This window comes from Streptomyces sp. WG5 (genome assembly GCF_049974565.1).
Lineage (GTDB): Bacteria > Actinomycetota > Actinomycetes > Streptomycetales > Streptomycetaceae > Streptomyces.
The window spans coordinates 68007-80296 of record NZ_JBNGGC010000037.1 but is presented as its reverse complement, the minus strand read 5'-3'; the positions used below and the strand labels follow the sequence as shown (position 1 = coordinate 80296).

The 12290-nt window shown below is 71.8% G+C and carries 10 protein-coding genes and 1 pseudogene; 7 read left to right on the top strand and 4 right to left on the bottom strand.

Annotation, left to right across the window (positions count from 1 at the left end; translation table 11 throughout):
* Positions 1-93: 93 nt before the first annotated feature.
* Positions 94-438: pseudogene (locus ACP4IX_RS30410) on the bottom strand (YbjQ family protein); the annotation flags it as partial.
* 134 nt (positions 439-572) lie between these two features.
* Between ACP4IX_RS30410 and ACP4IX_RS30405 the strand changes: the two are divergent.
* Positions 573-1457 carry a DedA family protein gene (locus ACP4IX_RS30405; protein ID WP_426557742.1) on the top strand — a complete coding sequence of 295 codons (885 nt, stop codon included), beginning with the start codon at positions 573-575 and terminating at the stop codon, positions 1455-1457.
* 67 nt (positions 1458-1524) lie between these two features.
* Here ACP4IX_RS30405 and ACP4IX_RS30400 read toward each other — a convergent pair whose 3' ends face one another.
* Together ACP4IX_RS30400 and ACP4IX_RS30395 are read right to left on the bottom strand one after the other, a co-directional pair.
* The gene (locus tag ACP4IX_RS30400; RefSeq protein ID WP_426524047.1) at positions 1525-3234 is read right to left on the bottom strand and encodes a threonine/serine exporter family protein; all 1710 of its coding nucleotides are present in this window, start codon (positions 3232-3234) and stop codon (positions 1525-1527) included.
* Positions 3235-3348: 114 nt separating this feature from the next.
* The gene (locus tag ACP4IX_RS30395; RefSeq protein WP_007452023.1) at positions 3349-3840 is read right to left on the bottom strand and encodes an inorganic diphosphatase; all 492 of its coding nucleotides are present in this window, start codon (positions 3838-3840) and stop codon (positions 3349-3351) included.
* A 79-nt stretch (positions 3841-3919) separates the two neighbouring features.
* Here ACP4IX_RS30395 and dacB point away from each other — a divergent pair, with 79 nt between their 5' ends.
* The 6 genes from dacB (at position 3920) to folE (ending at position 11642) form a co-directional block, all read left to right on the top strand.
* Entirely contained in the window at positions 3920-5548 is a 1629-nt protein-coding gene (gene dacB / locus ACP4IX_RS30390; RefSeq protein ID WP_426557740.1) for a D-alanyl-D-alanine carboxypeptidase/D-alanyl-D-alanine endopeptidase, read from the top strand.
* Positions 5549-5715: 167 nt separating this feature from the next.
* On the top strand, positions 5716-6843 hold the full coding sequence (locus tag ACP4IX_RS30385) for a zinc-dependent metalloprotease (RefSeq protein WP_426524051.1): 1128 nt from the start codon (positions 5716-5718) through the stop codon (positions 6841-6843).
* Between the two features lie 193 nt (positions 6844-7036).
* Positions 7037-8095: a tRNA lysidine(34) synthetase TilS gene (gene tilS / locus ACP4IX_RS30380; RefSeq protein ID WP_426557738.1), complete on the top strand. Its 1059-nt coding sequence runs from the start codon at positions 7037-7039 to the stop codon at positions 8093-8095.
* 70 nt (positions 8096-8165) lie between these two features.
* The gene (hpt, locus tag ACP4IX_RS30375; protein ID WP_019329873.1) at positions 8166-8726 is read left to right on the top strand and encodes a hypoxanthine phosphoribosyltransferase; all 561 of its coding nucleotides are present in this window, start codon (positions 8166-8168) and stop codon (positions 8724-8726) included.
* A gap of 195 nt (positions 8727-8921) precedes the next feature.
* Positions 8922-10961: an ATP-dependent zinc metalloprotease FtsH gene (gene ftsH, locus ACP4IX_RS30370; RefSeq protein WP_426524056.1), complete on the top strand. Its 2040-nt coding sequence runs from the start codon at positions 8922-8924 to the stop codon at positions 10959-10961.
* Positions 10962-11036: 75 nt separating this feature from the next.
* Complete coding sequence (gene folE, locus ACP4IX_RS30365; protein ID WP_426524058.1) at positions 11037-11642, top strand: GTP cyclohydrolase I FolE; 606 nt, start codon at positions 11037-11039, stop codon at positions 11640-11642.
* A gap of 126 nt (positions 11643-11768) precedes the next feature.
* Here the strand turns inward: folE and ACP4IX_RS30360 are convergent, their stop codons facing one another.
* The gene (locus ACP4IX_RS30360; RefSeq protein ID WP_426524060.1) at positions 11769-12257 is read right to left on the bottom strand and encodes a DUF3180 domain-containing protein; all 489 of its coding nucleotides are present in this window, start codon (positions 12255-12257) and stop codon (positions 11769-11771) included.
* Between the last annotated feature and the right edge of the window lie 33 nt (positions 12258-12290).

The following is a 12290-nucleotide window of genomic DNA, read 5'->3' as shown; positions in this document are numbered from 1 at the left end:
CCCCCCCCCCCCCCCCCCCCCCCCCCCCCCCCCCCCCCCCCCCCGGGGGCGGGGGGTGGGCCCCCCCCCCCCCCCCCCCCCCCCCCCCCCCCCCGCCGTCCCGTACGCGCACACCTCGGTGCCCACGTCCGCCGCCGTCGTCACGTCGAAGCGGAACGCCAGCACCGCGTTGGCCCCTCGCGCGCGTGCCTGTTCGACGAGCCGCTCCATCGCCTCGTTGCGGGTCTCCACCAGCGTCTTCGTGAGCCCGCGCAGCTCACCGCCGACCATCGACTTCAGCCCGGCGCCGATCTGGCTCCCCAGGTGCCGGGAGCGCACGGTCAGCCCGAAGACCTCTCCGAGCACCTCCTGCACGCGGTGGCCCGGCAGGTCGTTCGTGGTCACGACGAGCACCTCGGGCTGTGGACCCTGGCCGCCGCCGTATTCTTCAATACCCATGGTTCTCACGTTTCCCCGGGGAACGTCACAGTGCACCCCGAGGACCCCCGTGGAACCTGGACTGCTACGGCTGCGTTGTACGTTTGGGCAGCCAGGTCCAGCCCGCCTCCCTCAGCAGCAGGAGCCACAATCCCGTGACCACGCTTGCGCTCGGCCCCGAGTGGCTGAGCCCGGACTACCTGATCGAGACCTTCGCTCTACCGGGCATTCTGCTCATCGTCTTCGCCGAGTCCGGACTCTTCGCCTTCCTGCCCGGCGACTCGCTGCTGTTCACGGCGGGTCTCTTCGTGGCCGAGGGCAGTTACATCACGCAGCCGCTGTGGCTGGTGTGCACCCTGATCGTGCTGGCCGCCGTCATCGGTGACCAAGTGGGCTACATGATCGGAAAATTCCTCGGTCCCAAGCTCTTCAGCCGCCCCAACTCCAAGCTCTTCAAGAAGGAGAACCTGGACAAGGCGCACGAGTTCATGGAGAAGTACGGGCCCAAGGCGATCGTCCTGGCCCGCTTCGTGCCGATCGTGCGCACCTTCGCCCCCATCGTGGCGGGCGCCGGCCGCATGCAGTACCGCACCTTCCTCACGTACAACATCATCGGTGGTGTGGCCTGGGGATCGGGCGTCACCCTCGCGGGCTACTGGCTCGGCCAGATCGAGTTCATCCGGACCAACGTCGAGCCGATCCTCGTCCTGATCGTCGTGCTCTCGGTCGTCCCGATCATCGTCGAGTACCTGCGTGAGCGGGGCAAGAAGAAGACCGCCGCCGCGACCGAGCCGCCGGCGGTCCAGCAGCACCAGCACCAGCCGCAGCACCCGTACCCGGTCATGGACGACGCCACGACCCAGCTCCGCCGCGTCGACCCGTACCCGCCCCAGCAGTCCCAGCCCCAGCCGCAGCAGCCGTCGTACGGGCAGCCCTACGGCCAGCAGGAGCCGTACGCCCAGCAGTACCCGCAGGGGTACGGACAGCAGCCCCACGGCGACCAGCAGGGCGGGCAGTACCCCTACAGCCAGGGGCGCTGACCGACCACCCCGGGGCGGCGGGACCGCGGCGACGCGCGGCTCCGCCGCCCCGGGGGCAACGACACCGCTAGAACCCCCGCGTCCGCTTCGCCGCCCGGCGCCCCGCCGCACTCGCGGCGCCGGGCACCTTCAGGAACAGCCGCGAGATCTCCCCGCCGAGGTTCACCCCGATGGCGATGGCCATCGCGAGCGCCACGGCCGTCGACAGGGACACCAGCCCCCTGTCGACCTCGCTCTGCGCGATCGCCAGCAGCCCGAAGTACGTCGCCGAACCGGGCAGCAGCGGCCCGATCGCCGCGGTCGTGTACGGCAGCGCCGACGCGAACCGGTACCGGGACATGAGCTGCCCGAACAGGCCCACGAGCCCCGCCGCGGCGGCCGTGGAGGCCACCGGCGAGATGCCGCCGGCGATGTGCATGGCGCCGTACACGCTCCACGCGACACCCCCGTTCAGGGTCACCGCCAGCACGGTGGACCGTTCCTGCTGGAGCAGGATCGCGAAGGCCAGCGACAGCAGCATCGACGCGCCGATCTGGACGACGGGCTCGTCGCCCGTGCCCAGCTCGGCGTCCGGATTCAGCTCGGCGCCCAGCTGGACGCCGAAGTACAGCACGATCAGCACCCCGGCGACGATGCTGACGAAGAAGTACATGACCTCCAGCAGGCGCGCGGACGCGGTGATGTAGAAGCCGGTCAGCCCGTCCTGCACCCCCGCGACCAGCGCCCGCCCCGGCAGCAGCGCGAACAGACCACCGGTGATGACCGCGGACGCCTTCACGTCGACGTGTGTCACCGTGAGCGCGACCCCCATCGCGGCCGGCGGCATCGCGGCCACCGCGAACTGGTAGAACTCCGGCAGCCCGCGCCCGGCGCACAGCCAGGCCAGCCGGTCGCCGAGCATCGAGCCGAGCATGGCCGCGACGAACACGGTCAGCCCACCGCCGACGAGTACCGACGCCGCGCCCGCGAGCAGCCCGCTCGCCGTGGTCAGCACCCAGGTGGGGTACGGGTGCCGGTTGCGGCGCATCTCCGCGAGGCGCCGGTAGGCCTCCTCCAGGGAGATGTTCGTGTCCGGGTCGCTGAGGTCGTCCACCAGGTGGAACACGGCCGCGAGCCGCGTGTAGTCGGTGCCCCGGCGGCGTACCGTCCGCGACGCCGTCACCGGGTCCTCGACCAGGGAGGGCTGGTGGGAGATCGACAGCAGGGTGAAGGTGACGTTCGGCTCGCAGCGGTCCAGGCCGTAGGAACGGCAGACGGCGAACATCGCCGCCTCCACGTCCTCGGCGCCCTCGCCGCCCGCCAGCAGCAGCTCCCCGATACGCAGGGTCAGGTCGAGCACCCGCGGCACGGCGGGGCCCGTGTCGTCGTCGTGGCGCTGCGCCGTCTCGGGCGCGGGCCGTTCGGCCACCGGCATGCGCAGCATGGCGCGCATACGGTCCTGCCAGGGCACGTCCGTCAGGTTCACCGCCGGGAAGCCGCTCGCCGGGGTGAACGTGGTCGGCGCGGTCCACGCGCTGTACGTGCTCGGCGTGGCGAACGCCGACCCCTCACCCTCCGCGGGCGCCGCCGGGGGCGCGTCCAGCCCCTCGGGCAGCGCGAACTCCGAGGTCGTCTCGGACTCCGTGCCGGTGGGCCGCGGGACGGCCAGCCCCTGCGGGATCTCGAACTCGGACGTCGTCGACGACTCGCCGTCGGCCGGTGCCGCGACCCCACCGGGCTGCCGGAAGGCGCTGCGGGCCTCGTCCGACTGTGGTTTGCGGTCCTCCGCCTCCGTCACCTGCGCAACGCTCCCTGGTTCGAACACACCCTCCTGTAACCCTCAGTATGCGTACCCAAACGTGAACGGGCCGCACGCTTCACGCGTGCGGCCCGTTACGGGAGGGGCGCCTGATCAGTGGCCGCCCTGGTCCTTGAAGCGCTTGTAGGACCGCTCGATCTCGGCCTCGGCGTCGGTGCGGCCCACCCAGTCGGCGCCCTCGACCGACTTGCCGGGCTCCAGGTCCTTGTAGACCTCGAAGAAGTGCTGGATCTCCAGGCGGTCGAACTCGGACACGTGGTGGATGTCACGCAGGTGCTCCACGCGCGGGTCGGTCGACGGCACGCACAGCAGCTTGTCGTCGCCGCCGGCCTCGTCCGTCATCCGGAACATGCCGATCGCGCGGCAGCGGATGAGGCAGCCCGGGAAGGTCGGCTCGTCCAGGATGACCAGCGCGTCCAGCGGGTCGCCGTCCTCGCCGAGGGTGTTCTCGACGAAGCCGTAGTCGGTCGGGTAGGCGGTCGAGGTGAAGAGGCGGCGGTCCAGGCGGATACGACCGGTCTCGTGGTCCACCTCGTACTTGTTCCGCGAACCCTTCGGGATCTCGATCGTGACGTCGAACTCCACCGGACGCTCCTCCATGATCAGCACATAGTTCTGGTGATTAAGTGTCCCTCACGCAGGTGGGTGATCGCGAAAGGGGCTGGTGGTAGTGCCAGAGCTGAGGCCTTGGCGGGCCGCGGGACCGCACGCGGGGCGGACCGCGGGCGCCGTACGTCCGCGTCTCGCACGCGCCGCGCGGGCCGTGGCGCCGCAGTTCGCGCGGGTCACGAGGCCGAAGACCTGGCAGTACACCGCCGGTGCCGCCACCGCCGGGCTGGCTCTCGCCGCCGGTGTGGTGACCGCCGTCGGCCCCTGGGACTCCATGGGTCAGCGTACGGCCGAGCGGGACCGGGCCGTCGCCATGGAGCACGCGGGTGGCGCAGATCACGGTCGCGGACCCGGGGGCTCCGGTACGGCGTCCGGGGCGCCCCGCCCCGCGCCCAGCGCCGGCGCCGTCCTGACCGGCCTCGGCGGCACCGCCGGCGGTGCGCCGGACGGCGTGGACGCCGGTCCGGGCGGCACGGCCCTCGCCGACGCGCTCGGACCCCTGCTGGACGACCCGGCGCTCGGCACCCGCCGCGCGGCGTCCGTCGTCGACCTCACCACCGGCGAGCGCCTCTACGGCCTCGACGCCGACACCCCCCTGACACCCGCCTCCACCACCAAGATCGCCACCGCCGTCGCCGCCCTCACCGCCCTCGGCCCCGACCACCGCCTCACCACCCGCACCGCCCTGGAGGCGGACACCGGCGAGCTCGTCCTGGTCGGCGGCGGCGACCCCACCCTCACCGCGCGCGAGGACCACGAGGACCACGAGGACCACGAGGACGACGGGGGCACCTCCCGCTCCGGGAGCGGGGAAGGCCCCGCGAGCCTGCGCACGCTCGCCGAGAAGACCGCCGCCGCCCTGAAGGAGCGGGACGTGCGCAAGGTGACGCTGTCGTACGACACGACGCTCTACGCCGGTACGGAGAAGCACCCGATCGGCGTCAACGAGAACCTCGCCGACGTCACCGCCCTGATGGCCGACGAGGCCCGCACGGACGACTCCACCAGCGGCCCCGCCCCGCGCGTGCCCGACCCGGCCGCCGAGGCCGCCCGCACCTTCGCCGGCTTCCTGGAGCGGCACGGCATCAACGCGTCGCCCCCCGGCCCCTCCAAGGCGACCGACCGTGCCGACACCCTCGCCACCGTCTCCTCGCCCCCGCTGTCGGCCCTGGTCGAGCGGATGCTGACCGACAGCGACAACGACATCGCCGAGGCACTGGCCCGCCACACCGCCCTGGCGACCGGTGAGCGCGCCGGCTTCGACGGCGTCTCCGCGGCCGTCCCGGACCGCCTGGAGCAGCTCGGCCTGCCCGTGCGCGGCACCCGGTTCCACGACGGCAGCGGCCTCGACCGCACCGACCGGATCACCGCCGACCTGCTCACCGCCCTGCTCGCGAAGGCGGCCGACCCGGCCCGGCCCGAGCTCCGCCCGGTCCTCAGCGGCCTGCCCGTCGCCGGCTTCACCGGCACGCTGGCCGGCCGCTACACGGAGGGCGGGGCCGGCCTCGTACGCGCCAAGACCGGCACCCTGACGGGTGTCAACACCCTCGCGGGCACCCTGGTCACCGCCGACGGCCGCCTCCTGGGCTTCGCCTTCCTGGCCTCCGGCACGACGGACGCATGGTCGGCCCAGGCGGCCCTGGACCGGGCGGCGACGACCCTGGTGTCCTGCGGCTGCGCCTGACCACCCGGCCGTCCCGGGAGCGGCGGCGCCCCCGCGGCCGCTCCCGGGACGGCGGCGCCCCCGCGGCCGGCTTGCTCACCCCCTCCCGCGCCGCACCGGCACCGGCCACCCACCCCGGCGCCCGCCACAGCCTGCCCTCAGTGGCGGCGCTCACGTACGGTTGAGGAATGACGAGCATCGGCGCATCTTCCGGCATGGTCGACTGGAATCTCGCGGTGGCGACCGCGACCCGGCTCGTACGGCCGGGCCCCGAGGTGAGCCGCGACGAGGCCAGGGCCGTCGTCGCGGAGCTCCGCCGCCATGCCAGGGCCTCGGAGGAGCACGTCCGGGGCTTCACTCGTCTGGCCACCGAGGAGGCCCACGACACCCCCGTCCTCGTCGTCGACCGGCCCGGCTGGGTCCGGGCGAACGTCGCCGGGTTCCGGGAGATCCTGAAGCCGCTGCTGAAGAAGATGGAGGAGCGGCGCGGCAGCGGCGCGGGCAACGCGGTCCTCGGCGCCGTCGGCGGCAAGGTCACCGGCGTGGAGCTGGGCATGCTGCTGTCGTTCATGTCCTCCCGCGTCCTCGGCCAGTACGAGACCTTCGCCCCGGCCACCCGCGAGTTCCCCGCCGGTGCGAACGGCGGCGGCCGGCTGCTGCTGGTCGCGCCGAACATCGTGCACGTCGAACGCGAACTCGACGTCGACCCCCACGACTTCCGCCTGTGGGTGTGTCTGCACGAGGAGACGCACCGCACGCAGTTCACCGCGGTGCCCTGGCTGCGCGATCACCTCGAGGGCGAGATCCAGTCGTTCCTCGCGGAGACCGACGTCGACCCCATGACCGTGCTGGAGCGGGTCCGCGAGGCCGCGCAGACGCTGGCCGGCGGCCGGCCCGAAGCCGAGGAGGACGACGGCGGCCGCTCCCTGGTCGAGCTGGTGCAGACACCGGCCCAGCGGGAGGTCCTCGGCCGCCTCACCGCCGTGATGTCCCTGCTGGAGGGCCACGCCGACTTCGTGATGGACGGGGTCGGCCCGGCGATCGTGCCGAGCGTCGGGGAGATCCGCGAGAAGTTCCAGCAGCGCCGCGCGAAGGGCGCCTCCCGCCTCGACCTGGCGCTGCGCAAGCTGCTCGGCCTGGACGCCAAGCTCCGCCAGTACCGGGACGGCGAACGCTTCGTGCGCGCCGTCGTCGACGAGTGCGGCATGGACGGCTTCAACCGCGTCTGGACCTCGCCCAACACCCTCCCCACCAAGTCGGAGATCTCCAAACCGGCGGACTGGATCGCGCGGGTGCACCGCAGGCCGGAGTCGTGAGTCCCGCGGCCGGGGGCGTGAACCGCGTCCGGCCGACGGCAGTCGAACGCCCCTCCAATCACCCGTCCGAGGGACCGTGAGCTCTCGACAGGCGTGCGATGCTCGGGGAACGGCCCGTTTCTGTCACCATCTACACACTCTGCGTGACAGAACCTCGGGCTCACCCCCGACAACTTCATGAAGGGCACCGGACATGGGTCCCCATCCTGCGGTCGCGGCGATACGCCTGGCGGTCCGCCGCGTCCTCCACGACATCCTCACCGAACTGAACACCCCGGCCGGCGTTCCCGCCGCGACGGCCGCCGACCGCGCGCCCGAGCGCGCGTCCGGACTCCCGCCGTCACCGCTCGTGCTCGTGGCGTGCTCCGGCGGCGCCGACTCCATGGCGCTCGCCTCCGCCCTCGCCTTCGAGGCCCCCCGGCTCGGCATCCGCGCCGGCGGCGTCACCGTCGACCACGGCCTGCAGACCGGCTCCGACCTGCGCGCCGAAGAGGTCGTCCTGCGCCTGCGCGAACTCGGCCTGGACCCCGTCGAGGCCACCGCCGTCACCGTCGGCCGGGCGGGAGGGCCCGAAGCCGCCGCCCGCGACGCCCGCTACGCCGCCCTGGACGACTCCGCCGCCCGCCACGGCGCCGCCGCCGTCCTGCTCGGCCACACCCGCGACGACCAGGCCGAGACCGTCCTGCTGGGCCTCGCCCGCGGCTCCGGCATCCGCTCCCTGTCGGGCATGGCCGCGGTCTCGGGGGCCGACGGCCGTTACCGCCGCCCCTTCCTCCAGGTCGACCGGCAGACCGCCCGCAAGGCCTGCATGGTCCAGTCCCTGCCCGTCTGGGACGACCCCCACAACGCGGACCCGGCGTACACACGTTCCCGGCTGCGGCACGAGGGCCTGCCCGCGCTGGAGAAGGCGCTCGGCAAGGGCGTCGTCGAGGCCCTCGCCCGTACGGCCCAGCTCTCCCGGGACGACGCCGACGCCCTCGACGCCTGGGCCCGCCAGGCCGAGTCCGGCGTCCGGGACGCCACCGGCGTACTGGAGTGCGCGAAGCTCTACGCCCTGCCGCCCGCCGTGCGCCGCCGGATCCTGCGCCGCGCCGCCATCGAGGCCGGCGCTCCCGCGGGTGCGCTCTTCGCCCGCCACATCGAGGAAGTCGACCGGCTGATCACCGGCTGGCGCGGTCAGGGGGCCATCAACCTGCCCGGCAAAGTCGTCGCCCGGCGGCAGGGTGGCAGACTGGTGATTCGGCAAGGCTGAATCCGGACCCACCGATCCGCGCACGGATCGCCGGGACGCTCCGGAGTGGCCGCTGGGACGACCGAAAGTGATGCGGGTGGACGCGAACGACATGGGTGCCGACCTCGAGAAGGTACTCATCACCAAGGAAGAGATCGACGCGAAGCTGGCCGAGCTGGCCGCGAAGATCGACGCGGAGTACGCGGGCAAGGACCTGCTCATCGTCGGCGTCCTCAAGGGCGCCGTGATGGTCATGGCCGACCTGGCGCGCACGCTGTCCACCCCTGTCACGATGGACTGGATGGCGGTGTCCTCGTACGGCGCGGGCACCCAGTCCTCCGGCGTGGTGCGGATCCTCAAGGACCTCGACACCGACATCAAGGGCAAGCACGTCCTGATCGTCGAGGACATCATCGACTCCGGCCTGACCCTGTCCTGGCTGATCTCCAACCTCGGCTCGCGCGAGCCCGCCTCCCTCAAGGTGTGCACGCTGCTGCGCAAGCCCGACGCCGCGAAGGTCGCCATCGACGTGGAGTGGGTCGGCTTCGACATCCCCAACGAGTTCGTCGTCGGCTACGGCCTCGACTACGCCGAGAAGTACCGCAACCTCCCGTTCGTCGGTACGCTCGCGCCCCACGTCTACGGCGGCTGACGCGGCCTCGTAGCGGGCCCCACGGCGTTTCGGGGGGCGACCGGGAACCCCGGAGGCCCCCGCGCCGTTGGAGCATGCAGACGGGACGCCGACGGTCCTGTGCGGCTGAGGGCCGCCGGGCTGGGGTACCGTCAGAAGAACTGTCTTATCAAACTCACTATGGCAGGAGGGACGGGGCGCCACCGCTCCGTGTGGATGGACGTGAAGCGATACTTCCGTGGGCCAATCATGTGGATCGTGCTGGCCGTCCTTGCCGTGGTCGTGTTGATGCAGGTCGTCGGCTCGTCCGGCGGCTACAAGACGGTTGACACTGGCCAGGTCGTCCAGGCGATCAACGACAACAGGGTCGAGTCGGCCAAGCTGACCACCGGCGACGAGCAGAAGATCCAGGTTCAGCTCAAGGACGGCGAAAAGGTCAAGGGCAGCTCGAAGATCCAGGCGAGCTACATCGGCGACCAGGGCGTGACCCTCGCCAGCACACTGCAGAACAAGTACCAGGACAAGCAGATCCCCGACGGCTACACGGTGTCGCCGTCGAAGCAGAACCCGATCGTCGGGCTTCTGATCACCCTGCTCCCCTTCGTCCTCATCGTGGTCATCTTCCTGTTCCTGATGAACCAGATGCAGGGCGGCGGCTCCCGCGTCATGAACTTCGGCAAGTCCAAGGCCAAGCTCATCACGAAGGACACCCCGAAGACGACGTTCTCCGACGTCGCCGGCTCGGACGAGGCCGTCGAGGAGCTCCACGAGATCAAGGAGTTCCTGCAGGAGCCGGCCAAGTTCCAGGCCGTCGGCGCCAAGATCCCCAAGGGCGTGCTGCTGTACGGCCCGCCCGGCACCGGCAAGACCCTGCTCGCGCGTGCCGTCGCGGGCGAGGCGGGCGTGCCGTTCTACTCGATCTCCGGTTCCGACTTCGTCGAGATGTTCGTCGGTGTCGGTGCCTCCCGGGTCCGCGACCTGTTCGAGCAGGCCAAGGCGAACGCGCCCGCCATCGTCTTCGTCGACGAGATCGACGCGGTCGGCCGCCACCGCGGTGCCGGCCTCGGCGGCGGTCACGACGAGCGCGAGCAGACCCTGAACCAGCTGCTCGTCGAGATGGACGGCTTCGACGTCAAGGGCGGCGTGATCCTCATCGCCGCGACGAACCGTCCGGACATCCTCGACCCGGCGCTGCTGCGCCCCGGCCGCTTCGACCGGCAGATCGCCGTCGACCGTCCGGACATGCAGGGCCGTCTGGAGATCCTCAAGGTCCACCAGAAGGGCAAGCCGGTCGCCCCCGACGTCGACCTGTCCGCCGTCGCCCGCCGTACGCCCGGCATGACCGGTGCCGATCTGGCCAACGTGCTGAACGAGGCCGCCCTGCTGACGGCCCGCAGCGACCAGAAGCTGATCGACAACCACATGCTGGACGAGGCGATCGACCGTGTGGTCGCGGGCCCGCAGAAGCGGACCCGGATCATGTCGGACAAGGAGAAGAAGATCACCGCGTACCACGAGGGCGGTCACGCCCTGGTCGCGGCGGCCTCACCGAACTCCGACCCGGTCCACAAGATCACCATCCTGTCCAGGGGCCGGGCCCTCGGCTACACGATGGTGCTCCCGGACGAGGACAAGTACTCGACCACCCGCAACGAGATGCTCGACCAGCTCGCCTACATGCTGGGCGGCCGGGCGGCCGAGGAACTGGTCTTCCACGACCCGACGACCGGTGCCGCCAACGACATCGAGAAGGCCACCAGTGTGGCCCGCGCGATGGTCACCCAGTACGGCATGACCGAGCGTCTCGGCGCGATCAAGTTCGGCGGCGACAACAGCGAGCCGTTCCTCGGGCGCGAGATGGCCCACCAGCGCGACTACTCGGAAGAGGTCGCCGCGCTGGTCGACGAAGAGGTCAAGAAGCTCATCGAGACGGCGCACAACGAGGCCTGGGAGATCCTGGTCGAGAACCGTGACGTCCTCGACAACCTCGTGCTCGCGCTGCTGGAGAAGGAGACGCTCGGCAAGGAGGAGATCGCCGAGGTCTTCGCCCAGATCGTCAAGCGCCCGGCCAGGCCCGCCTGGACCGGCTCCTCCCGCCGCACGCCCTCGACCCGTCCGCCGGTGCTCTCCCCGAAGGAGCTCGCCCTGACGAACGGAGCGAACGGCGCCCCGGCGGCGATCTCCACCGCCAAGAGCACCACGGCGGAGCCGGCCCCGGCACCGGAACGAGCCGCGGAGGAGCGGCCGGAGAGCTGACCCGGCCACTCCCGGCGGCCCCACCAGGCCCGGAATGTATGCCGACCGCAGGACAGGACAGGAACGAGGCACCAGATGACCGACCCCGTGACGCTGGACGGCGAGGGCCAGATCGGCGAGTTCGACGAGAAGCGGGCCGAGAACGCCGTACGCGAGCTGCTCATCGCGGTCGGTGAGGACCCGGACCGCGAGGGGCTGAGGGAGACGCCCGGGCGGGTGGCGCGGGCCTACCGGGAGATATTCGCGGGTCTGTGGCAGGAGCCCGAGGACGTCCTGACGACGACGTTCGACCTCGGGCACGACGAGATGGTCCTGGTGAAGGACATCGAGGTCTTCTCCACCTGCGAGCATCACCTGGTGCCGTTCCGCGGCGTCGCGCACGTCGGCTACATCCCGTCCACCAGCGGCAAGATCACGGGCCTGTCCAAGCTGGCCCGTCTCGTGGACGTCTACGCCCGCCGCCCGCAGGTGCAGGAACGTCTCACCACGCAGGTCGCGGACTCCTTGATGGAGATCCTCGAGCCGCGCGGGGTGATCGTCGTCGTGGAGTGCGAGCACATGTGCATGTCGATGCGCGGCATCCGCAAGCCCGGCGCGAAGACCCTCACCTCGGCGGTGCGCGGCCAGCTGCGCGACGTCGCCACGCGCAACGAGGCGATGAGCCTGATCATGGCCCGCTGACCCGCACGGGGTACGGACGGGCGCTGGAACGGCGGCAGGCGTCCACGCGGCGGCGGCCCCCGCGGGGGGCCTGCCCGACGGGACCCGCCGACGCGCAGGGCTGCCGAGGCCCGGCCCGGCAGCGGGTCAGGCCGCCGTGGCCGTGCCCGGGGTGTCCTCGTCGTCGTTGTCGGGGAGCTTGCAGACGCGCTCCAGGAAGAGCGCGGCCGCTATGACGGCGATCCCCGCCAGGACCGAGAAACCGGCGTAGAACGCCTGGTCGCGGCGGGCCGGGACGTCGAGGAACTCCAGCAGGAAGATGCCCGTGCCGCCGTACATACCGGCGACCAGGGCGGCCACCAGGGCGCTGGCCTGGCCGAAGACGACCGCTCGGGCCGCCATCATCGGGTCGACGCCCTTCGCGTCCGGGACACGCTCCCGCTGGGCCTTCAGACGGGAGCGGATCGAGAGCGCTGTGGCCAGCAGGATCACGGCGATCAGGGCGAGCACGACGGGAGCGGCCAGGGGGACGCTCGGGAGGCTCCCGATCGAGTTCCACAGGCGGGCGCCCGCCCAGGACAGGATCCCGGCGACCACGAACACGCCGGCCAGCACCCTGATGCGCAACTCTTTCACGGTGACCCGGTGTCCCTTCGGTTCCCCTGCGTG